The organism is Paracoccus halophilus (assembly GCF_000763905.1).
GTDB lineage: Bacteria > Pseudomonadota > Alphaproteobacteria > Rhodobacterales > Rhodobacteraceae > Paracoccus > Paracoccus halophilus.
In genome coordinates this window covers 1-21,002 of sequence record NZ_JRKN01000009.1, presented here as the reverse complement: position 1 = coordinate 21,002, position 21,002 = coordinate 1, and the positions used below count along the sequence as shown (strand labels likewise).

Below are 21,002 nucleotides of genomic sequence, written 5' to 3'. Positions count from 1 at the left end.
CGACCGTCGATAGCTAAAACAATTACAATGTCCCGTCTATCAATTGAAAGAATCTATTGACCGGGCCGCCCGCAGCAACGCCTCGACCAGCGGAGGATGCGGCTCGCGGCGCGCCGTCACCAGTCCGACCAGATGCCCGTTGCCGGTCAGCGCACGCGCCTTGACGCCATCGGGCAGCGGCAGTCCCTGGGCCAGCGATTGCGGCAGGATCGCCGCCCAGTCGCCGGTCGCGACATGCGACAGGATCGCCAGCATCGAGGTCGATTCGACCCGCGGCGCCGCATCCCCTCCCGCCTCCAGCAGATGCCGGGTCACGATGCGGCGGTTCTGCATGTCGCGCGTCAGCAGGCAAAGCGGCCGCAGCGCCGCGTCATCCCAGCTCACCGGACCGGTCTCGCTGTCGCGCGCGATCAGGCAATAGGTCTCGCGATACAGTTCCAAACTCTGCACCCGGCCCAGGGGCTCGCTGTCCAGATAGGTGACGCCGGCATCCAGTTCCAGCGCCTCGATCTGATCGCGGATCTCATCCGATGACCGCGACAGGATCGAGACCCCGGCATTGGGATGGCGGCGCAGAAACGGCCCGGTCAGCTCGGCGATGCGGGGCATGGCGGTGGGGATCACGCCGATCCGCAACAGCCCCGACACGCCCCTGCGCGAGGCCTCCATCTCGGCCTGCATGGCGCGCGCATCGGCGACGATCCGGCGCGCCCATTCCAGCACGCGCTCGCCCTCGGGCGTCAGCCCCTGATAGCGCGACCCGCGGCGCACAAGCTGCACGCCCAGTTGTTCCTCAAGGGCCTTGATGGCTGATGAGAGCGACGGCTGCGTGATCCCCAGGGCCTCGGCGGCGCGGCCGAAATGCCGCTCGCGCGCCAGAACCATGAACATCGACAGACGGTCGATCACGCGACACCCTCCCGCATCGCCGGCCTTCTTCTTCACCGAAATATCCCGGGGTCCGGGGCAGCGCCCCGGTCCGGCGGATCAAAGGATCTCGACGGCGTATTTCTCGATCACGGTATTGGCCAGCAGCGATTCGCACATCCGCGCCACCTCGGCCCGGGCCGATTCGGCATCGCCCGCCGCCAGATCCAGCTCGATCACCTTGCCCTGCCGCACGCCCTCGACGCCCTGGAACCCCAGACCGCCAAGCGCATGCCGGATCGCCTCGCCCTGAGGGTCCAGAACCCCGTCCTTCAGCATGATGGTGACACGGGCCTTGAACGGGGCTTTCATTTTCGGGCCTTTCAGTTGATCAGCGTCGGTTTGGTGATGGTCGCGGTATTGGCGGGCATCAGGCCCAGCCGGCGCGCGACCTCGGTATAGGCATCGGTCAGGCTGCCAAGGTCGCGGCGGAACACATCCTTGTCCAGTTTCTGCGCCGTCTTCACATCCCACAACCGGCAGGAATCGGGGCTGATCTCGTCGGCAACGACCAGACGCATGAAATCGCCGTCCCAGATCCGGCCGATCTCGATCTTGAAATCGATCAGCTTGATGCCGACGCCGAAGAACACGCCCGACAGGAAATCGTTCACCCGGAGCGCCAGCGACACGATATCGTCCAGATCCTGCTGGCTGGCCCAGCCGAAGGCGATGATATATTCCTCGCTGACCATCGGATCGCCCAGCTCGTCATTCTTGAAACTGTATTCGACGATCGGACGCGGCAGCGGCGTGCCTTCCTCGAGTCCCAGCCGCTTGGCGATGGATCCGGCGGCAAAGTTCCTGACGATCACCTCCAGCGGGATGATCTCGACCTGGCGGATCAGCTGCTCGCGCATGTTGATGCGGCGGATGAAATGGTTCGGCACGCCGATATTGGTCAGCCCCGACATGAAGAATTCGGACAGGCGGTTGTTCAGCACCCCCTTGCCCTCGATCGTGGCCTTCTTCTGGGCGTTGAAGGCGGTCGCATCGTCCTTGAAATACTGGATCAGGGTGCCCGGCTCGGTGCCTTCGTAAAGGATCTTGGCCTTGCCTTCGTAGATTTTCTTGCGCCTTGGTGCCATTCTGCGCGTCTCCCGCCTGCAAGGTGACTGTGTTACAGCGGCTATAGGCCAGAAACGGGGTCATGGGCAATACGGGCTTGCGATAGGGCGCCCGGCTGGGCATATCCTGCGCTATGATCCAGGGACAACCCCTTAGCCGGAGGCCGCCATGACCACCTTTGACGATCGCAAGCGCGCGCATGAGGCGAAATTCGCCCGCGACGCCGAACTGAACTTCAGGGCCGAAGCGCGCCGCAACCGTCTGCTCGGCGAATGGGCCGCGGGACTGCTGGGCAAGAAGGACGAGGATGCCCGCAACTATGTCCAGACCGTGATCGCCTCGGATTTCGAGGAACCCGGCGACGAGGACGTGTTCCGCAGGCTCGCGGCCGATCTGGAGGGCATCGCCGACGAAACCACGATCCGCGACAAGATGGGCGAATTGCGCGTCATCGCGCGCCAGCAGCTGATCGACGAGGCCTGATCGCCGTCACCGCGAACGCATGATCCGACGCTCCGGCCCGACGCTTCGGCCGGTCCGGGGCGCGCGCGCTTATGCCCCCGCCGCCTGTGCGATGCGGGGATAAAGCCGCCACAGGGTCAGCCCGCGCAGCGCGTTCAGCGCCATGACCGCGGCCCAAAGCCCGTGATTGCCGAAAAAGACCGGCAGCGCCACGACCAGCCCGGCATAGATCGCGACCGAGACCAGCATGGCATTGCGCATCTCGCGCGTGCGGGTGGCGCCGATGAAGATGCCGTCCAGCATCCAGGGGGCAATGCCGATCAGCGGCGCCGCCACCAGCCAGGGCAGGTAGATCCGCGCGGTCTCGCGCACCTCGGGCGCGGTGGTCAGCAGGTCGATGATCGCCGGGCCGAACAGCCCGAATGCCGCCGCCAGCACGGCCGCGCCGACCGCCCCCCATTGCGAGGTCAGCCGCACCGCGCGGCGCAGCCGGTCGGCGCGGCCCGCCCCGATCGCCTGCCCGACCAGCGATTCCGCAGCAAAGGCAAAGCCGTCTAGTCCATAGGCGACGAATCCCAGAAACTGCATCAGCACCTGATTGGCGGCCAGCGTGACATCGCCAAGCCCCGCCCCCAGAAACATGAAGCTGGTGAACGAGCCCTGCAACAGGACCGAACGGATCAGGATATCGCCGTTCACCCGCACCAGCCGCTCGACCCGGTCGCGCGCCCAGAGCCCGGCCCGGCCCCAGGCGGCGCGAAGCGCGTGGCGCGCGAACCACAGCCCCAGGGCCAGCCCGGACCATTCCGCGATCAGCGTCGCCGCCGCAACGCCGCCCACGCCCTGGCCCAGCCCCAGGACGAACCAGATATCCAGCCCCACATTCAGCCCGTTCATCAGCAGTTGCAGGACCAGCACCGCGCGCGTCCGCTCGATCGCGATCAGCCAGCCGGTCACCGCATAGATCGCGATCGTGGCCGGCGCGCCCCAGATCCGGATCGCCAGATATTGCCGGGCCAGATGCTCGACCTCGGCCGAGGCCGGGGCCAGCCGGAAGGCCGCGGCGAACAGCGGCACATGCAGCGCGATCAGCGCCAGCCCGGCGCCCAGCCCGATGGCCAGCGCGCGCAGCAGATGCGCCCCCGCCTCGGGTCCGTCATCGGCGCCATGCGCCTGCGCCACCAGCCCCGAAGTGCCCATGCGCAGAAACCCGAATATCCAGTAGATCGAGGCCAGGATCACCGCGCCGATGCCGACCGCGCCAATCGGCGCGGCGCGGCCAAGCTGGCCGACGACGCCGGTATCGACCGCGCCCAGAATCGGGATCGTCGCATTCGACAGCACGATGGGCAGGGCGATCGCCAGCACGCGGCGATTGGTGATCTCGCGCGGCGGCGCGGCGGCCGCAAGCGTCCCGGCCATGGCTCAGCCGTTCTGCGGCATCAGGAAATGCCCGGTCGCCTGCGCGAAAAGCCGGCTGCGATTGTCCTGCCAGGCCTCGACACGGACGCTGGCATAACGCCGCCCGGACCGCACCACCTGCGCCCGCGCATAGGCGTCGCGCGGCAGGCCCGAGCGCAGGTAATCGACGGTGAAATCGATCGTCTTGGGCAGATGCGGCAGGCTGTCGGGCACCGCCGCGTCGGGGGCGATGCGCCCCTCTTCCATATCGTCCCAGATGGCGGTCCATGCCAGCTCGACAATGGCGGTGACCTCCAGGAATGCCGCCGTCACTCCGCCATGGATGGCCGGCAGCGCCGGGTTGCCTATCAGCTTGCGGTCATAGGACAGAACGGCGGTCAGCTCATCCCCGCGCCGGTCGAAGGCGATGCCCAGCCAGCGGATATAGGGCACGCCATCCACCAGTGCGGCCAGCGCCTTGTCGCGCCGCGACTTGATGGCGGCCAGGGGTTCGTTGCGGTCCGCCATCTCAGCGCTCGATGGTGAAGGCGCCGGTGGCCGTGGCCACGGGGCGCGATTCGTCGTCATCCGCCGCCCAGGCCCGCACGAAGGCGACCGAACGCGTGACATGATAGCAATGCGCCTTGGCCCGGATCGCCTGCCCGGGCGTGGCGGCGCGCATGTAGTCGATGCGCAGGTCGATGGTCGCGGTCGAGCGGGGACAGGTCGGATGCGCCATCACCGCCGCCCCGCTGCAGGTGTCCATCAGCGCCGAGATCACCCCGCCGTGAATCACCCCGCTGCGCGGATCGCCCACCAGATCGGCATGCCAGGGCAACGAGATCGCAGCGCCGTCGGGGCCGATATCGTCCATCACCAGCCCCAGTGCCTGGGCATGGGGAATCGCCTCGATGAACTGCCGCGCGATGCGCTTGCGTTTCTCCTGGTCTTCGTGCTCCGGCATCGCCACCCCGTCCTTCGCTGTCCCGGCACGGCGATGGTAGCGATCCGATACCCGCTGGCAAGCCCGCACCGACATGGTTGAGTTTGACCCTGCGCCACGCTAGGCTTCCCGGAACCTGCATCCCGGGATAGAGACTTACGATGCCCGATGACGAAAATATTACCTTCAAGGAGATGTGCGCGCTCTTTGACGTGACGCCGCGGACATTGCGCTATTACGAATATATCGAGCTGCTGAGCCCCCGGAAGGAGGGGCGCTCGCGCTTTTACGGCGCCCGCGAGGTCGCCCGCATGAAGCTGATCCTGCGCGGCCGGCGCTTTGGCTTCTCGCTCGAGGAAATCCGGCAATGGCTGCTGATCTACGGCGAAAAGGGAACCCAAGAGCAGTATCGCGTCTGGATCGGCATGGCCAATCGCCAGCTGGACCAGTTGCAGAAGCAACGCGAAGAGCTGGACACTTCGATGCAGGACCTGCGCGAGCTGCGCGACGAGACGCTGCGCCTGCTGGACCAGATGGCGGGCGACGCCTCGGCGGGATGAAATCTGGCACCGGGCGGCCAATCTGGGGTAGCCTCCTCCTGACGACCATTTTCTGACGCGACGTCGCGGGTTACGCAGACGTAAACCCGGCTTATACAGGCGGCGGTGAAATGAACGAGCTGGGAGGGTATCGGCCATGAGCGCCGAATTGATGACCATCCGCCAGATGTGCGATGTCTTCGACGTGACGCCGCGCACCCTGCGATTTTACGAGTCGCGCGAGCTTCTCTTTCCGCAGCGCCGTGGCCAGCACCGGCTCTACGGCCGTTCCGACCGCGCGCGGCTGACCCTGATCCTGCGCGGCAAGCGTTTCGGCTTCTCGCTCGAACAGATCCGCCAGCTCCTGGAACTCTACGATCCCTCCGATCACAACATCGCCCAGACCGAGGCTGTATTGAAAACCGGCCGCGAGCGTCTTTCCGACATGGAACGCCAATATGTCGAACTGGGTGCCGCCATCGAAGAACTGCGCCAGCAACTCATCGAGGGCGAGGCCAATCTGCTGAAACTGAAAACGGAAACCTGACGACCGTTTCCCGAGGAGGAACCCATGACCGCCTACTCCGCCCCCCTCCGCGACATGCAATTCGTGTTGCACGAGGTATTGGAGATCTCGAAACAGGATCTTCCCGCATATGGTGATCTTGATCCCGAGTTCACCGAGGCGATCCTTGATGCCGCCGGCAAGCTGGCCTCCGAGGTGCTGGCACCGCTGAACGCCGTCGGCGACCGGCAGGGCTGCCGGCTGGAAAACGGCGTCGTCCATACGCCCGAGGGCTTCGCCGCCGCCTTTGACCAGATGCGCGAGGGCGGCTGGACGGCGCTGGACTGCGATCCCGAATATGGCGGTCAGGGCATGCCCTATGTCATCGGCACGGCCGCGGGCGAGATATTCACCGCCGCGAACATGGCCTTTACCATGTATCAGGGCCTGACCCACGGCGCCTATTCCGCGATCCATGCCCATGGCAGCGATCAGCAGAAACAGACCTATCTGCCCAAGATGGTCAGCTGCGAATGGACCGGCACCATGAACCTGACCGAGCCGCATTGCGGCACCGATCTGGGCCTGCTGCGCACCAAGGCCGAGCCGCAGGACGATGGCAGCTACCTGATCACCGGGCAGAAGATCTTCATCTCGGCCGGCGATCACGACATGGCGGAAAACGTCATCCATCTGGTGCTGGCCAAGGCCCCCGGCGGCGGCGAAGGCACCAGGGGCATCAGCCTGTTCATCGTGCCCAAGTTCCTGGTCAAACAGGATGGCACCCTCGGCGATCGCAATGCGGTCAGCGTGGGCAATCTCGAAGAAAAGATGGGCATCCATGGCAATTCGACCTGCGTGATGAATTTCGACGGCGCCAGAGGCTGGCTGCTGGGCGATCTTCACAAGGGCATGCGCGCCATGTTCACGATGATGAACGAGGCCCGGCTGGGCGTCGGACTGCAAGGCTATGCCATCGCGGAACATGCCTATCAGAACGCCGTCGCCTATGCCCGCGAGCGCCTGCAGGGCCGTGCCGTCACCGGGGCCGAAAACCCCTCGGGTCCGGCCGACCCGCTGATCGTGCATCCCGATATCCGGCGCAACCTGATGGAGCAGAAGAGCTTTCTCGAAGGTGCGCGCGCACTGGCCTTCTGGGGCGCGAACCTGATCGACCGCGCGCGTCTGGGACGCGACGAACAGGCCGACGGGCTGGTCTCGCTGCTGACGCCGGTGATCAAGGGTTTCCTGACCGACCGGGGCTTCGAGTCGGCGGTACAGGCGCAGCAGGTCTATGGCGGCCATGGCTATATCGAGGAGCAGGGCATGTCGCAATTCGTGCGCGACGCCCGCATCACCATGATCTACGAAGGCGCGAATGGCGTGCAGGCGCTGGATCTGGTGGGCCGCAAGCTGGCGGCAGATGGCGGCAAGCCGATCATGGCCTTCTTCGAACTGGTCAAACAGACGATCAAATCGCTCGAAGGCGACGAGGCGCTGAAATCCGCTTTCCTCGACCCGCTCAAGGCGGCGTCGAAGGACCTGCAGGCGGCAGGCGTGTTCTTCATGGAAAACGGCGCAAGGAATCCCAATGCCGCGCTGTCCGGCTCCTATGATTTCATGCGTATGTTCGGCCATGTGGCCCTGGGCCTGATGTGGACCCGCATGGCGGCGGCGGCCAGCAAGGCACTGTCCGAGGGCCGCGGTGACGCAGGGTTTTACGAGACCAAGCTGGCAACCGGGCGCTATTACATGGCGCGGGAACTGCCCGCCACGGCAACGCATCTGGCACGCATTCAATCGGGTGCCGAGCCCGTCATGGCGCTGGCGGCCGACCGATTCTGAAAACTCCGGGCCCGCCGGCACGGCCGGATGCCTCCGGCGGGGATATTTGACTGAAGAAGAAACGAGCCGCCCCGATCCATGCGCGGCCAAAGGCATCAATGCCATGGAGCGGGGCTTTCTCCTTCAGCGGTCATCGGCTTCCCAGCCTGTACCGCATCGACGGTTATAGACGTGAAGGGTTACGCTCGGGTTAACGCGCCCCGTTCTTCTTCATGAAAATATCCCGGGGGTCCGGGGGCAGCGCCCCCGGCCATGGAAAGGAAAGAGACCATGACCGCGCAGCTCTGGTGCTTCGGCGAAAGCGGCAATGCCTACAAGGCGGCGCTGACCATGGAACTGGCAGGCTATGACTGGCAGGCGGTTCACGTCGATTTCTTCAACGGCGAAACCCGCAGCCCCGAATTTCGGGCGCTCAACGAAATGGGCGAGGTTCCGGTCTTTCGCGAGGCCGGGCTGACGCTGACCCAATCCGCTGTGATCCAGCTGCATCTCGCCGAGAGAAGCGGAAAATTCCTTGGCAGCGATCGCAACGAAACCCTGCGCTGGCTGATGTTAGACAATCACAAACTGTCGGGCCAGGCCGGGCCCGCCCGCTTCCTGGCGAACTTCCTGCCCGCCGAGAAGCGCCCGCAGGGCGCCATCGACTATCTGCAGGGGCGCCTCAGGGCGGCTTACAGGATCCTGAACGACCATCTGGCCCGGCGTGACTGGGTGGCGGATCAGGCCCCGACCATCGCCGATTTCGCCTGTTGCGGCTACCTGTTCTACCCGGAACCATTCGGCTTCGACCGCGCCGAATGGCCCCATATCGAACGCTGGCTGGGCGCGATCAGCGCGCTCCCCGGCTGGAAACACCCTTACGATCTGATGCCCGGCAATCCTTCCGACCGGGCTTAACAGGAGGACCCATGACCGACGCTTTCATCTATGACGCCGCCCGCACCCCGCGCGGCAAGGGCCGCCCCGATGGCAGCCTGCACGAAGTCACCTCGGTCGCGCTGTCGGCGCGGCTCCTGAACGCCGTCAAGGAGCGCAACAATCTCGACGGTCACGCGGTCGAGGACGTGATCTGGGGCAATGTCACCCAGGTCAAGGAGCAGGGCGGCTGTCTGGCGCGCTCGGCCGTGCTGGCCTCGGATCTGGACGAATCGATCCCCGGCCTGGCGATCAACCGGTTCTGCGCCTCGGGCATGGAGGCGGTGAACCTGGCCGCCAATCAGGTCAAGGGCGGCGCCGGTGACGCCTATATCGCCGGCGGCGTCGAGATGATGGGCCGCGTGGCCATGGGCAGCGACGGCGCGGCGATTGCGGTCGATCCCAGCCTGACCTTCAAGACCTATTTCGTGCCGCAGGGGATCAGCGCCGATATCATCGCCACCGAATACGGGTTCACCCGCGAACAGGCCGATGGGCTGGCCGTCGAATCGCAGCGCCGCGCGGCGCTGGCATGGCAGGAAAACCGTTTCGCCAGATCCATCGTGCCGGTTCTTGACCAGAACGGCCTGACCATTCTGGACCGCGACGAATACATGCGCCCCGGCACCAGCACCGAGGATCTGGCCAGGTTGAAGCCCAGCTTCAAGGAGATGGGCGAGGCCATGCCCGGTTTCGACAAGGTGGCGATGCTGAAATATCCGCATCTGGACCATATCGAGCATATCCACCATGCCGGGAACTCCTCGGGTATCGTCGATGGCGCCGCCGCCGTCCTGATCGGCAATGCGGAATTCGGCAAGGCCCATGGGCTCAAGCCCCGCGCCCGCATCCGCGCCACCGCCAAGATCGGCACCGACCCGACGATCATGCTGACCGGCCCGGTCCCGGTGACCGAGAAAATCCTGAAGGATAGCGGCATGGCGATCGGCGATATCGACCTTTTCGAGGTCAACGAGGCTTTCGCCAGCGTCGTGCTGCGCTTTCAGCAGGCCTTCCAGATCGACCCGGCGCTGATCAACGTGAACGGCGGCTCGATCGCCATGGGCCACCCGCTGGGCGCCACCGGCGCGATCATCATCGGCACGCTGCTTGATGAGCTGGAACGCCAGGACAAGAACCTGGGTCTCGCGACCTTGTGCATCGCGTCCGGCATGGGCGCGGCCACCATCATCGAACGCGTCTGAGGAGGGGAAACATGACCGATTTCACCATGAACACCGACGCCCGGGGCGTCGCCACCATCACCTGGGACCTGCCCGGCAAGTCGATGAACGTGCTCAGCGAGGCCGGCATCCGCGAACTCGACGCGCTGATCGACCAGGCTCTGGCCGATGATGCCGTCAAGGGCATCGTCATCACCAGCGGCAAGGCGGATTTCGCCGGCGGCATGGATCTGAACGTCATCGGCTCGCTGCGCGACAAGGGCGGCGCCGAGGCGATCTTTGGCCTGGTCACGCGGCTCCATGGCGTGTTGCGCAAGATCGAGCTGGCCGGCATGGATTTCAAGACCAAGAAGGGCGGCAAGCCGGTCGCCAGCGCCCTGCCCGGCACGGCCCTGGGGATCGGGCTGGAACTGCCCTTGGCCACGCATCGCATCTTTGCCGCCGAAAACCCCAGGGCCAAGATCGGCCTGCCGGAAATCATGGTCGGCATCTTCCCGGGCGCCGGCGGCACCACCCGGCTGACCCGCAAGCTGGGCGCCATGGCCGCCGCGCCCTTCCTGCTCGAGGGCAAGCTCAGCGATCCGGCGCGGGCCAAGGCCGCCGGCATCATCGACGAGGTCGTGGCCGATCCGCTGGCCGCGGCGCGCGACTGGGTGCTGAATGCAGGCGAGGCCGATCTGGTGAAACCCTGGGACGCCAAGGGCTACAAGATGCCCGGCGGCGACCCCTATCACCCGGCCGGTTACATGACCTTCGTGGGCGCCAGCGCCATGGTCCATGGCAAGACCATGGGCGTCTATCCGGCCGCCAAGGCGCTGCTCAGCGCAGTCTATGAGGGCGCGATGGTGCCCTTCGACCAGGCGCTGAAGATCGAGGCGCGCTGGTTCACCAATATCCTGATGAACCCCAGCTCAAGCGCGATGATCCGCAGCCTGTTCATCAACAAGGGCGCGCTGGAAAAGGGCGCGAACCGCCCCGAAGCCCCCGACCAGACGGTCAGCAAGGTCGGCATCCTGGGCGCCGGCATGATGGGCGCCGGCATCGCCTATGTCAGCGCCATGGCCGGGATCGAGGTGGTGCTGATCGACGCGAAACAGGACTCCGCCGACAAGGGGAAGTCCTATTCCGAAACCCTGCTGGACAAGGCGATCAGCCGCAAGAAATCCACCGAGGAGAAAAAGACCGAGGTCCTGTCCCGCATCACGCCAACGACCGATTACGCAGCACTTGCCGGCTGCGACCTGATCGTCGAGGCCGTGTTCGAGGACCCCGCCATCAAGGCCGAGGTGACGGCAAAGGCCGAGGCCGTGATCCCGCCGGACGCGATCTTCGCCACCAATACCTCGACCCTGCCGATCAGCGAACTGGCCAAGGCCAGCGCCCGGCCCGAGCAGTTCATCGGCATCCATTTCTTCAGCCCGGTGGACAAGATGGCGCTGGTCGAGATCATCAAGGGACGCGAGACCGGCCCCCGCGCCGTGGCCAAGGCGCTGGATTTCGTGCGCCAGATCCGCAAGACCCCGATCGTGGTGAATGACGCGCGTTTCTTCTACGCCAACCGCTGCATCCTGCCCTATATCAACGAAGGCATCCGCATGGTGGCCGAAGGCGTCAGCCCGACGCTGATCGAAAACGCCGCCAAGATGATGGGCATGCCGCTGGGACCGCTGCAACTGGTCGATGAAACCTCGATCGACCTGGGCGTCAAGATCGCCAGGGCGACCAGGGCCGCGATGGGCGACGCCTATCCCGATGATGCGGTGGATGCGGTGATCTTCAAGCTCTTCGATCAGGGCCGCCTGGGCCGCAAATCCGGGGCCGGCTTCTACGATTACGACGACAAGGGCAAGCGCCAGGGTTTCTGGCCCGGACTCAAGGCCGAATGGCCCGAAGCCGACAGCCAGCCCGAATTCGCCGATATCCAGCACCGCCTGATGTTCGCCCAGTCGCTCGAAGCCGTCCGCGCTCTGGAAGAAGGCGTGCTCGAAGACATCCGCGAAGGCGATGTCGGCGCGATTCTGGGCTGGGGCTTCGCGCCATGGTCGGGCGGCCCCTTCGGCTGGCTGGACATTCTGGGCGCGGCACGCGCGGCGGAAATCTCCGACCATCTGACGGCGACATTCGGCGACCGCTTCCGCACCCCGGACCTGCTGCGCGAAATGGCCGCCAGCGGCGAAACCTTCTACGACAGGTTCGGCGCCGGCAAACAGGCGGCGTGAACCGCGCCGGCCGCGCAACAACAAAGGGCAGGGAACCACCCCTGCCCTTCTTCTTCAGATAAATATCCATGCCACCGCGCAAGCGGCGCGGTCAGATCAGCCCCTCGGCACGGAACGCCGCGCGCAGATCGGCCTCGGGCCGCGCGCCGACATGGGAAATCACCTCGGCCGCGGCAATGCAGCCCATCCGCCCCGCCGCCGCCAGCGGCGCGCCGATGGCCAGCCCGTAGATCAGCCCGGCCGCGAACTGATCGCCGGCGCCGGTGGCATCGACCGGCACCACGCGGTGGACCGGCGCCGTCACCCGCTCATCGCCGCGCATCAGGATCGCATCCTCGCCCGAGCGGGTGCAGATCACCGTGTCGCAATCGGCGCGGGCAAGCGCCAGCGCCTCTTCCAGATCCTCGACCTGATAGAGCGATTGCCATTCATGGATATTGCCGATCACGTAATCCATCGGCCCGGCGACCAGACGCCGGAAATCGGCGCGGTGGCGATCGACGCAGAACGGATCGCTGAGCGCGATCCCCGCCTGCCCGCCCGCCGCGTGGCACGCCTCGGCCGCCTTCAGGAACGCCGCCTTGCCGGTATCCTTGTCGAACAGATAACCCTCGAGGAACAGCCAGTCCGCGCCGCTGAAGGTGGCGGGGTTCACATCCTCGCCGCTCAGCTCGGCCGAGATCCCCAGATAGGTGTTCATCGACCGCTCGCCATCGGGCGTCACGAAGATGATCGAGCGCGAGGTCGGCAGCACCTCGCCCGCCACCGGCGGATTGACAAAGACCGTGCCCTGCGCCTCGGTCTGCTCGGCATAGCTCAGGCCCAGCGGGTCGGCGGCGACGCGGCCGATAAAGGCGGTCCGCAAGCCCAGCATGCCCAGCCCGGCCAGCGTATTGGCGACCGAGCCGCCGGGAACCAGCCGCGCCTTCTGCGCCCCCTTGTCGGCCGATTGCGCCGCCATCAGGAATTCCGAGCGCTCGCGGTCGATCAACTGCATGATCCCCTTGCCGATGCCCAGCCGCTCAAGGCTCGCCTCGGATGCCGGCGCGATCACGTCCATCACGGCATTGCCGATCCCGATCACATAGGGGGTCGTCATTCGGTCTTCTCCTCATAGGGGCAAAGGTCTTCCAGCGGGCAGATGCGGCAGCGCGGCCGCTTGGCCTGACAGATATAGCGGCCGTGCAGGATCAGCCAGTGATGGGCATTCTGCTGGAACTCGACGGGCACGTTATCCTCGATCGCGCGCTCGACCGCCTCGACATCGCGGCCCGGCGCGATGCGGGTGCGGTTGCCGACCCGGAAGATATGGGTATCGACCGCCTGGGCGGGGAAACCGAAGACGCTGTTCAGGACCACATTGGCGGTCTTGCGCCCCACCCCCGGCAGCGTCATCAGGGCGGCGCGCGATTGCGGCACCTCGCCATCATATTCCTCGACCAGGCGCCGGGACAGGGCGATGACATTCTTCGCCTTCTGCCGGAACAGGCCGATGGTCCTGATTTCCTCGGTCAGCGCCTCAAGGCCCAGATCCAGCATCTGCCGGGGCGTGGTCACGCGGGAAAACAGGTTCCTGGTGGCCTTGTTCACGCCGATATCGGTGGCCTGCGCCGACAGCGCCACCGCCACCAGCAGGGTGAATGCATTGACATATTGCAGTTCCGTCACCGGCTGCGGATTCGCCGCGCGCAGCCGCGAAAAGAACTGGACCTGCATGCCATAGGGCAATGCGGCGGGAATACGACGGGTCGATGCGCGTGCCATGCCGTCTGATGCCCCGGGCGCGCGCCGGGCGCAAGCATCCGCGCGAGGCCGTGACTGGATTTGCCGGGCGCATGCGCTAACCTGATCCACGGATGAACCCCGCGACAGACGAACGAGGCCCGCATGACGGAAATGCTGTTCGACCCGAATCCAACCCCGCCCGGGGACGGGCTGCGCATCACGGTCACCACCCTTCCTGCGGCTCAGGCGGGAGTCGTGCTTTGCCTGGGGCAGTTCGACACGCCTCTGGGACAGGTGGTCGCCATGGGGGCCTCGGGCCTGCTCTGGGGGCTGGGTTTCGCGGGCGAAACGCCCGCCGATCAGGTTCTGGCGGACCTGCTGGCGCGCTGGCCCGGCGCACGGACCGTTCCCGCCCCCGAGGCCCTGGCCCCGGCGATCCAGGCACTTGTCGCGGGACGCGGCGATATTTCGGTGCGCCTGTCGGGCACCGGCTTTCAGTTGCAGGTCTGGCGCGCCCTGATCCAGGTCCCCCGAGGTCAGGTCATCAGCTATGCCACCCTGGCCGAGATCATCGGCCGCCCGCGCGCGCTGCGGGCCGTCGGCACGGCGGTCGGGCAGAACCCGGTCTCCTGGGCGGTGCCCTGCCACCGGGTGACGCGCAGCGATGGCCGCATCGGCGGCTATCACTGGGGCGCCTCGGTCAAGCGCGCCCTGCTGGCGCGCGAGGGGGCAAGCATCGCGCCGCCCGCTCTCGCTCTCTTGTGAGCCAGAGCGCCCGATTCCATGCGTCTTGTTGTGGTCTTGGCCGGGAACCCGTGCCATGTTGGCGATGTTTAGACCAGCAGCCTCGGGGACGGCTGAACCGCTGGCCCGGCAACAGCAGAGGCGACCAGGAATCGCCCGCAAAGGAAAGGTAAAAGAATGAAAACCCGCATTTCGCTGCTTCTGGCCTCGGCCGGGGTGATCGCCCTCGGCGCCTGCGCCACCGATCCCTATGGCAATCAGACCGGGTCCGGGATGAGCCGCGCCCAGCAGGGCGCCCTGGGTGGTGCTGTCGTGGGCGGCGTTCTGGGTGCGATCCGCGACGATGACAAGAACGATCAGGGCCGCGACGCGGCACGCGGCGCCATTCTGGGCGCAGCGATCGGCGGCATCGGCGGCGCGATCCTCGACCGGCAGCAAAAGGCGCTGCAGCAATCGCTGAACAATCCGAATATCCAGGTGGTGAACCACGGCAATTACCTGTCGGTGACCATGCCGGAATCGACGCTGTTCGCGACCGATTCCACCGCCGTCGGCGCGCAGGGGCAGAACGATCTCTACACCATCGCGCGCAACCTGCAGCAATATCCCGACAGCAATATCCAGGTGATCGGCCATACCGACAGCACCGGCTCGGCCGCCTATAACCAGGACCTGTCGGTGCGCCGCGCGCAATCCGTCGCGGGCATCCTGACCGCCGGCGGGGTCGCCACTTCGCGCATCTCGACCTCGGGTCGCGGCGCGAGCGAGCCGGTCGCCTCGAACGACACGGTGCAGGGCCGCGCCCAGAACCGTCGCGTGCAGATCCTGATCATCCCGACCCGCTGATCGCGGCGGCGGAGTTCAAGGCATGGGGCCGGCGGGGTGACCGCCGGCCCTTGCCGTTTTGCACGGTCCGGCCCCGGGACCTGCAAAAAAGGACAGGGCGGCGGGCGCAAACGCTTATGACCGCAGTCGCATCCTCGTGTAGAATCCATGTCGCATCCAAAGTTCGCAGCAAGGAGGATCCGATGATTTCCGCCAGCCGGTCCGTCCCGGTCGCCGCCATCCTTGTCCTGAGCTGGATCTCGCCCGGCCAGGCGCAATCGCTCGATGTGCCTTTCGACACCTATTGCCCGCCCGACGCCCAGGCAGCCTGTTTCGGCGCCGCCGAGGTCATGGGGCTGGACCCGAACGGCGATGGCTTTCTGGCCGTCCGCAGCGGCCCCGGCACGGATTATCCGATGATCGGCGCGGTCTATAACGGCGAGCGCGTGGGCACATATGGCAAGCGCGGCGCATGGCATGCGATCACCTTCGGGCCCGATAACAGGCCGGGCTGGGCGCATGGCAACTGGCTGGGCAATTTCATCCCCTGACCGGAAGGCCCGCACCCACAGGAAAACACCCCGGATCCTGCGATCCGGGGTGTTTAAGATCATGCTTCCCTCGGGAGGCCCTTGCGCCCCGGGTCAGTTCAAGCGCTGCGCAACCTCGTCGATGGCCTTGTCGATCCCGGCGCTGCGCTCGGCCGCGCTCGACTGCTTGCCAAGGATCTCGGCCGCGGCGGCGACGGCGGTCACGATCGCGCGGTCGCGCACGGCGCGGACGGCATCGCTTTCGGCGCCGGCGATCTGCTCCTCGGCCGCTTTCAGGCGGCGCTCGATCGAAACCTGGAGCGCCTGCTTGGCCTTTTCGGCCTCGACGGTCGCCTCGCGCTTGGCATTGGCGACGATCTCATCGGCCTGGGAACTGACCTCGCGCTGGCGACGCTCATAGCTGGCATAGATCTCCTGCGCCTCTTCGCGCAGGCGGCGGGCCTCGGCCAGATCGTTGCGGATGCCGTCGGCGCGCTTGTCCAGCAGCCCGCCGACGATGCCGGGCACCTTGTAATAGATCAGGATGCCGACAAAGACCAGAAAGGCCAGCGTCACGATGAAATCGGTATTCGCCAGCGAGAAGAACGGCCCCGTCGCGGCAAGGGCGGGGCTTGCCATCAGGGCCAGCAGAACGCTCAGACGTTTCATTGCAGCGCCCCCTTCAGTCGCTGATCGACCGCGTCATTGACCTGGCCCGGATCGGCGGCACCGCCGAAATTCTCGACCAGGGCGGCGGTCACCTCGCGCGCAACGCTGCGCGCATCCTCGGCCGCCGAGGCGCGGATCTCGGAGATGCGCTTCTCGGATTCGGCCGCGCGCGCGGCGATTTCCGCATCCGCTTTCGCGATGGCGGCGTCCAGATCCTTCTGGATCTCGGCCTTGTTCGCGGCGACGATCTTCTGCGCCTCGGCACGGGCATCGGCCAGCGCCTTGTCATAGGCGGCCTCGGCCTCCTTGGCCTTGTGCTTGAACTCTTCGGCCGCCACCAGATCGCCGGTGATCGCACCCTGACGATCCGACAGGACCCCGCCGATGCGCGGCAGCGCGATCCGCGACAGCACCCAGTAGATCACCGCCAGAACGACGAGCAGCCAGAATATCAGGTTGCCGAAATAGTCGGTATTGAGCTGCGGCATGCCGGGTGCGTTCGCAGCCTCGGCCGCGGCCGAAACCGCCGCTTCCGCTTCATGCGCCGCATCGGCCGCAGTTTGTTGCAACAGGCTGAACATATCCTACCCCATGCCGGTCGTTTCACAATCGGGTGGGCGCCTCATGCCCCCACCCAACCGCAAGGATGGCAGTAAGGATCAGACTGCGAACAGCAGCAGCAGCGCGACCAGGAACGAGAAGATGCCCAGGGCTTCGGCAAAGGCCATGCCGATGAACAGCGTGGCGGTCTGCGAAGCGGCGGCCGAGGGGTTGCGCAGCGCGCCCGACAGGTAGTTGCCGGCGACATTGCCCACCCCCATGGCGGCGCCCGCCATGCCGATGCAAGCCAGACCGGCGCCGAGATACTGTCCCAGTTGACCCAGATTTTCCATTATTCATGCTCCTTGAGGCTTTGGAAAGGGTTTTCGATTTACCTGATCCGCGAACCGGCGCGTCAATGCGCGGGATGCAGCGCGTCCTTCAGATAGACGCAGGTCAGGATGGTGAAGACATAGGCCTGGATCAGGCATACCAGCACTTCGAGGCCGTAGACGGCGACGATGGCCAGGATCGAGATCGGGGCGAGCGCGGCCACCGCGGCAAAGGCGGCAAAGACCTTGATCACCGCATGGCCCGCCATGATGTTGCCGGCAAGTCGGATGGAATGGCTGACCGGGCGCACGAAATACGAGATCAGCTCGATCACGGCCAGCACCGGGCGCAGCGCCAGCGGCGCAGAACTGACCCAGAACAGGCCCAGGAAATGCGCACCGTTTTTGACAAAGCCCAGGACGGTGACGCCGACAAAGACCAGCGCGGCCAGCACGCCGGTAATCGCGATCTGCGAGGTCGGCGAGAAGCTTTTCGGCAGTAGGCCCAGGAAGTTCGCGAACAGGATGAAGCAGAACAGCGTCATCACATAGGGGAAATATTTCAGCCCGTCCTTGCCGGTCACGTCCTCGACCATCTTGCGGACCATGCCGTAAAGCAGCTCGGCGATGGACTGCACCCGGTTCGGCACGATCGCCCGGCCGCGGGTGCCGACCACCAGCAGGCCGACGATGGCCAGCGCCGACAGCGCCATCCACAGCGTCGCATTGGTCGGCGTGTACCAGCTTACCGGCCCGTCACCGAACAGCGGCGCAACCTCGAACTGCTCCATCGGATGAAAAGCCAGACCGCCCGCTTCTTCTGTCGCCATCGTCACTCATCCTTGTCGTCGCCGGGCCGCCCCGGTGTCCTGCCTATTTCGTTCGCGGTCCTGATCATGGTCTTGATGCCGGCCGCAAGGCCCAAAAGCACAAAGACCACCATAAAGACCGGACGCAGGCCGGTCAGATAGTCCAGCCCGAAACCGATCCCGAAACCAATGACCAGCCCGGCCACAAGTTCGGTCACCATGCGCCAGGCCATGTTCGCCTGGCTGATATGCTCCCCTCCGCGCGAGGGTCGCCTTTCGGCCCTCCGCTCGCTCAGACGGGTCTCGAGGGCGCGCAAGCGATCCGCGTCGCGAAGCCGATCCGCCTCATCGTCGGGCTTTTCGGCCAAGGCGCACATCCCCGTTACTCGCTTGGCGCGGTGATAGGGGCTGCACGGCGATGAGTCAAGCGCCGCCGGGAACATGGTAATATATTGAAAATAAATGATATTATTTTCCGTCGATCAGCAGGAATGGCGCCCTTGCGGCGGCTTTGCCATCCGGTCCATATTCAACCCGCAGGTTAAACGAAGCGGATGGACAGGCAGATCGTCACGCTGGACGCCATATTCTCGGCCCTTGCCGATCCGACGCGGCGGGCCATCCTGGCCATGCTGCTGGAGGATGACATGGCCGTGACCGATGTGGCCGCGCCCTTCGCGGTCAGCCTGGCGGCGATCTCGAAACATCTGGCGGTTCTGGCGGCGGCGGGGCTGATCCGGCAGGAGCGGCGCGGGCGCATCACCTGGTGCAAGCTGGAACCGGACGGGCTGCGCCATGCGACGGTCTGGATGCAGGGATTCGGGCAGTTCGATCCGGTGGATCTGGACGCGTTCGAACGCTTTCTGGCCGAGGAACTTCACCAGGGCGGGGATACTCCGCGCCCGCAGGACCAGACCGCCGACTGAAACGGCGGCGGGCCGCGCCACGCAAGACCGCTTGACGCAGCGGGCGGCGCGACGCATGAACCGCGCATGCTGATCTACAAGATTTTCCGCGCCCGCGAGTTTCAGGCATTCACGCAGCAGGGGCGCAGTTCCGGCGCGCCCGTCGATCTGGCGGATGGCTATATTCATCTGTCCACCGGGCCGCAGGTGGCGGAAACCCTGTCGCGCCATTTCGCAGGGGAAACCGGGCTGCGCCTGCTGGCGCTCGACAGCGACGGGCTGGACGGGCTGCGGTGGGAGGCCTCGCGCGGCGGGCAACTGTTTCCGCATCTCTATCGCGAGCTGCTGGCCGGCGATGTGCTGTGGAGCCGCGACATCCTTTCCGGCCCCGACGGCCATATCACCGGAGAACTGGCATGAACCCCATCGAGCGGCTGGGCCTGGCGGCGCTGCATCGCCTTGACCCGGAGCGCGCCCATGATCTGTCGATCATGGCGCTGTCGCGCGGGCTGGTTCCGCTGCCCGGCGGGCCGGTGACCTCGGACCGGCTGCGGCTGATGCTGGCCGGGCTCGACCTGCCCAATCCGGTCGGGCTGGCGGCCGGCTATGACAAGAACGCCCGCGCCCTGCCCGCGCTGATGCGCGCGGGCTTCGGCTTTGTCGAGATCGGCGCCGCGACTCCGCGCCCGCAGCCGGGAAACCCGCGGCCGCGCCTGTTCCGCCTGTCCGAGGATCGCGCGATCATCAATCGCTTCGGCTTCAACAATGACGGCGCCGAGGCCATCGCGCGGCGCCTTGCCGCCCGCCCGGCCCGCGATCCGCAGGGCATCCCGGTCGGGCTGAATATCGGCGCCAACAAGGACAGCGCCGATCGCAGCGCCGATTTCGCGCAGGTCGTGCGCACCGCCGGGTCGGCGGCCGATTTCCTGACCGTCAACGTGTCCTCGCCGAATACCGAGAAGCTGCGCGACCTGCAGGGGCCGCAGGCGCTGGCGGCATTGCTGCAAGGTGTGATCGCCGCCCGCGATGAACTGCCCGGGCGAGTGCCCGTCTTCATCAAGATCGCCCCCGATCTGGACGATGCCGCGCTGGCCGATATCGCGGCCGTCGCGCTGGCCGCCCCCGTCGATGCGATCATCGCCACCAATACCACGCTGTCGCGGGACGGCCTGAATTCACCCCATGCCGGCGAGGCGGGCGGCCTGTCCGGCGCGCCGCTTTTCGAGCGGGCGACGCGCATTCTGGCGCGGCTCTATCGCGAAACCGGCGGCAAGCTGGCGCTGATCGGCGTCGGCGGCATCGGCTCGGCCGAGCAGGCCTGGCAAAAGCTGCGCGCCGGCGCCTCGGCCGTGCAGGTTTATTCCGCGCTGGTCTATCAGGGATTTTCGCTGGCGGCGCAGATCGCGCGGGATATCGACGCGCGGCTGGAACGCGAAGGTGTCACGCTGTCCGAACTGACCGGCAGCGGCAATCGGGACTGGCTGTAAAGGCCGGTCAGGGCACCTGCCAAAATCGCTCCCGGAAGCAAACCTGTCCTATCGGTTTTGCCTATCCGTAATTCGGCGCCGCGGCAGCATTTCGGGCGCCGGGCACAGGTTGGGCAGGCCGGGCGTCTTCGTTGACTTCTCCCTTGGCCCTAGATAATTGCGAGGGGGCGCGGGTGTGGCGGAATGGCAGACGCACTTGGTTTAGGTCCAAGCGCCGCAAGGCGTGGGGGTTCAAGTCCCTCCACCCGCACCACGAAAATCCCAACAATTGCTATGATAGCCTTATTTGGCTGCATGATGTTAGGGTCAGGACTCATTTTGGCAGCCAAAAGATGACGATGGCGGCGATGCAGATGGCGGAGAGGAACAGGTCTCCGCATCTGTCGTAACGGGTTGCGATACGCCGCCAATCTTTCAAGCGGGCAAAG

26 protein-coding genes, 1 tRNA gene and 1 pseudogene are annotated in these 21,002 nt (G+C 65.9%); 14 read left to right on the top strand and 14 right to left on the bottom strand.

Annotated features, from left to right (window positions below; genetic code table 11):
- Window positions 1-39 precede the first annotated feature (39 nt).
- From IT41_RS08485 to purC, 3 genes are all read right to left on the bottom strand, one after another.
- Window positions 40-909, bottom strand: a complete 870-nt coding sequence (locus tag IT41_RS08485; RefSeq protein ID WP_036740435.1) for a LysR family transcriptional regulator — start codon at window positions 907-909, stop codon at window positions 40-42.
- Between the two features lie 78 nt (window positions 910-987).
- Complete coding sequence (gene purS / locus IT41_RS08480; RefSeq protein ID WP_036740264.1) at window positions 988-1,239, bottom strand: phosphoribosylformylglycinamidine synthase subunit PurS; 252 nt, start codon at window positions 1,237-1,239, stop codon at window positions 988-990.
- Between the two features lie 11 nt (window positions 1,240-1,250).
- The gene (purC, locus tag IT41_RS08475) at window positions 1,251-2,015 is read right to left on the bottom strand and encodes a phosphoribosylaminoimidazolesuccinocarboxamide synthase (RefSeq protein ID WP_036740263.1); all 765 of its coding nucleotides are present in this window, start codon (window positions 2,013-2,015) and stop codon (window positions 1,251-1,253) included.
- A gap of 148 nt (window positions 2,016-2,163) precedes the next feature.
- Here purC and IT41_RS08470 point away from each other — a divergent pair, with 148 nt between their 5' ends.
- The gene (locus IT41_RS08470) at window positions 2,164-2,478 is read left to right on the top strand and encodes a DUF1476 domain-containing protein (RefSeq protein ID WP_036740262.1); all 315 of its coding nucleotides are present in this window, start codon (window positions 2,164-2,166) and stop codon (window positions 2,476-2,478) included.
- 69 nt (window positions 2,479-2,547) lie between these two features.
- Here the strand turns inward: IT41_RS08470 and IT41_RS08465 are convergent, their stop codons facing one another.
- The 3 genes from IT41_RS08465 to IT41_RS08455 are packed head-to-tail and all read right to left on the bottom strand — an operon-like array spanning window position 2,548 to window position 4,822.
- Window positions 2,548-3,879 (bottom strand): MATE family efflux transporter, encoded by a 1,332-nt coding sequence (locus IT41_RS08465; RefSeq protein WP_036740261.1) that lies wholly within the window; start codon window positions 3,877-3,879, stop codon window positions 2,548-2,550.
- Between the two features lie 3 nt (window positions 3,880-3,882).
- Window positions 3,883-4,386 carry a PaaI family thioesterase gene (locus IT41_RS08460; RefSeq protein ID WP_036740259.1) on the bottom strand — a complete coding sequence of 168 codons (504 nt, stop codon included), beginning with the start codon at window positions 4,384-4,386 and terminating at the stop codon, window positions 3,883-3,885.
- A gap of 1 nt (window position 4,387) precedes the next feature.
- A complete protein-coding gene (locus IT41_RS08455) occupies window positions 4,388-4,822 on the bottom strand; it encodes a PaaI family thioesterase (protein ID WP_052081354.1) in 435 nt (144 codons plus the stop codon).
- Between the two features lie 140 nt (window positions 4,823-4,962).
- Here IT41_RS08455 and IT41_RS08450 point away from each other — a divergent pair, with 140 nt between their 5' ends.
- The 6 genes from IT41_RS08450 (at window position 4,963) to IT41_RS08425 (ending at window position 12,008) form a co-directional block, all read left to right on the top strand.
- Window positions 4,963-5,361 carry a MerR family transcriptional regulator gene (locus tag IT41_RS08450; protein ID WP_036740258.1) on the top strand — a complete coding sequence of 133 codons (399 nt, stop codon included), beginning with the start codon at window positions 4,963-4,965 and terminating at the stop codon, window positions 5,359-5,361.
- A gap of 136 nt (window positions 5,362-5,497) precedes the next feature.
- A complete protein-coding gene (locus IT41_RS08445) occupies window positions 5,498-5,887 on the top strand; it encodes a MerR family transcriptional regulator (RefSeq protein WP_036740256.1) in 390 nt (129 codons plus the stop codon).
- Window positions 5,888-5,911: 24 nt separating this feature from the next.
- Window positions 5,912-7,690, top strand: coding sequence for an acyl-CoA dehydrogenase C-terminal domain-containing protein (locus IT41_RS08440; protein WP_036740255.1), 1,779 nt, complete (start codon window positions 5,912-5,914; stop codon window positions 7,688-7,690).
- A 270-nt stretch (window positions 7,691-7,960) separates the two neighbouring features.
- Window positions 7,961-8,587 carry a glutathione S-transferase family protein gene (locus tag IT41_RS08435; protein ID WP_036740431.1) on the top strand — a complete coding sequence of 209 codons (627 nt, stop codon included), beginning with the start codon at window positions 7,961-7,963 and terminating at the stop codon, window positions 8,585-8,587.
- Between the two features lie 11 nt (window positions 8,588-8,598).
- Window positions 8,599-9,810: an acetyl-CoA C-acetyltransferase gene (locus IT41_RS08430; protein WP_036740253.1), complete on the top strand. Its 1,212-nt coding sequence runs from the start codon at window positions 8,599-8,601 to the stop codon at window positions 9,808-9,810.
- 11 nt (window positions 9,811-9,821) lie between these two features.
- A complete protein-coding gene (locus IT41_RS08425) occupies window positions 9,822-12,008 on the top strand; it encodes a 3-hydroxyacyl-CoA dehydrogenase NAD-binding domain-containing protein (protein WP_036740252.1) in 2,187 nt (728 codons plus the stop codon).
- A 91-nt stretch (window positions 12,009-12,099) separates the two neighbouring features.
- Here the strand turns inward: IT41_RS08425 and IT41_RS08420 are convergent, their stop codons facing one another.
- Both IT41_RS08420 and nth read right to left on the bottom strand, forming a co-directional pair.
- Window positions 12,100-13,107, bottom strand: a complete 1,008-nt coding sequence (locus IT41_RS08420) for an adenosine kinase (protein ID WP_036740251.1) — start codon at window positions 13,105-13,107, stop codon at window positions 12,100-12,102.
- Complete coding sequence (nth, locus tag IT41_RS08415) at window positions 13,104-13,724, bottom strand: endonuclease III (RefSeq protein ID WP_036740428.1); 621 nt, start codon at window positions 13,722-13,724, stop codon at window positions 13,104-13,106. The genes IT41_RS08420 and nth overlap by 4 nt, the downstream gene beginning before the upstream one ends.
- A gap of 171 nt (window positions 13,725-13,895) precedes the next feature.
- Here nth and IT41_RS08410 point away from each other — a divergent pair, with 171 nt between their 5' ends.
- The 3 genes from IT41_RS08410 to IT41_RS08400 all read left to right on the top strand — a co-directional run bounded on the left by IT41_RS08410 (window position 13,896) and on the right by IT41_RS08400 (window position 15,853).
- On the top strand, window positions 13,896-14,498 hold the full coding sequence (locus tag IT41_RS08410) for a methylated-DNA--[protein]-cysteine S-methyltransferase (RefSeq protein WP_036740250.1): 603 nt from the start codon (window positions 13,896-13,898) through the stop codon (window positions 14,496-14,498).
- A gap of 156 nt (window positions 14,499-14,654) precedes the next feature.
- Window positions 14,655-15,323, top strand: coding sequence for an OmpA family protein (locus tag IT41_RS08405; RefSeq protein WP_036740249.1), 669 nt, complete (start codon window positions 14,655-14,657; stop codon window positions 15,321-15,323).
- Between the two features lie 182 nt (window positions 15,324-15,505).
- Entirely contained in the window at window positions 15,506-15,853 is a 348-nt protein-coding gene (locus IT41_RS08400) for an SH3 domain-containing protein (RefSeq protein ID WP_052081353.1), read from the top strand.
- Between the two features lie 93 nt (window positions 15,854-15,946).
- Here the strand turns inward: IT41_RS08400 and IT41_RS08395 are convergent, their stop codons facing one another.
- The 5 genes from IT41_RS08395 to IT41_RS08375 all read right to left on the bottom strand — a co-directional run bounded on the left by IT41_RS08395 (window position 15,947) and on the right by IT41_RS08375 (window position 18,559).
- Window positions 15,947-16,501: a F0F1 ATP synthase subunit B gene (locus IT41_RS08395; protein ID WP_036740248.1), complete on the bottom strand. Its 555-nt coding sequence runs from the start codon at window positions 16,499-16,501 to the stop codon at window positions 15,947-15,949.
- Entirely contained in the window at window positions 16,498-17,082 is a 585-nt protein-coding gene (locus IT41_RS08390; RefSeq protein ID WP_036740246.1) for a F0F1 ATP synthase subunit B', read from the bottom strand. The genes IT41_RS08395 and IT41_RS08390 overlap by 4 nt, the downstream gene beginning before the upstream one ends.
- 78 nt (window positions 17,083-17,160) lie before the next feature.
- Window positions 17,161-17,394 (bottom strand): F0F1 ATP synthase subunit C, encoded by a 234-nt coding sequence (locus IT41_RS08385; RefSeq protein ID WP_036740245.1) that lies wholly within the window; start codon window positions 17,392-17,394, stop codon window positions 17,161-17,163.
- Window positions 17,395-17,456: 62 nt separating this feature from the next.
- On the bottom strand, window positions 17,457-18,203 hold the full coding sequence (locus IT41_RS08380; protein WP_036740244.1) for a F0F1 ATP synthase subunit A: 747 nt from the start codon (window positions 18,201-18,203) through the stop codon (window positions 17,457-17,459).
- Between the two features lie 2 nt (window positions 18,204-18,205).
- The gene (locus IT41_RS08375) at window positions 18,206-18,559 is read right to left on the bottom strand and encodes an AtpZ/AtpI family protein (protein WP_414811548.1); all 354 of its coding nucleotides are present in this window, start codon (window positions 18,557-18,559) and stop codon (window positions 18,206-18,208) included.
- Window positions 18,560-18,736: 177 nt separating this feature from the next.
- On the opposite strand from IT41_RS08375, the gene IT41_RS08370 reads away from it, so the two are divergent.
- From IT41_RS08370 to IT41_RS08355, 4 genes are all read left to right on the top strand, one after another.
- On the top strand, window positions 18,737-19,108 hold the full coding sequence (locus IT41_RS08370; RefSeq protein WP_036740243.1) for an ArsR/SmtB family transcription factor: 372 nt from the start codon (window positions 18,737-18,739) through the stop codon (window positions 19,106-19,108).
- Between the two features lie 66 nt (window positions 19,109-19,174).
- Window positions 19,175-19,507, top strand: coding sequence for a DUF952 domain-containing protein (locus IT41_RS08365; RefSeq protein WP_036740241.1), 333 nt, complete (start codon window positions 19,175-19,177; stop codon window positions 19,505-19,507).
- Complete coding sequence (locus IT41_RS08360) at window positions 19,504-20,574, top strand: quinone-dependent dihydroorotate dehydrogenase (protein WP_036740240.1); 1,071 nt, start codon at window positions 19,504-19,506, stop codon at window positions 20,572-20,574. The genes IT41_RS08365 and IT41_RS08360 overlap by 4 nt, the downstream gene beginning before the upstream one ends.
- 169 nt (window positions 20,575-20,743) lie before the next feature.
- A tRNA-Leu gene (locus IT41_RS08355) sits at window positions 20,744-20,827 on the top strand.
- Between the two features lie 60 nt (window positions 20,828-20,887).
- Here the strand turns inward: IT41_RS08355 and IT41_RS20680 are convergent.
- Window positions 20,888-21,002 (bottom strand): annotated as a pseudogene (locus IT41_RS20680) (IS5/IS1182 family transposase); the annotation flags it as partial.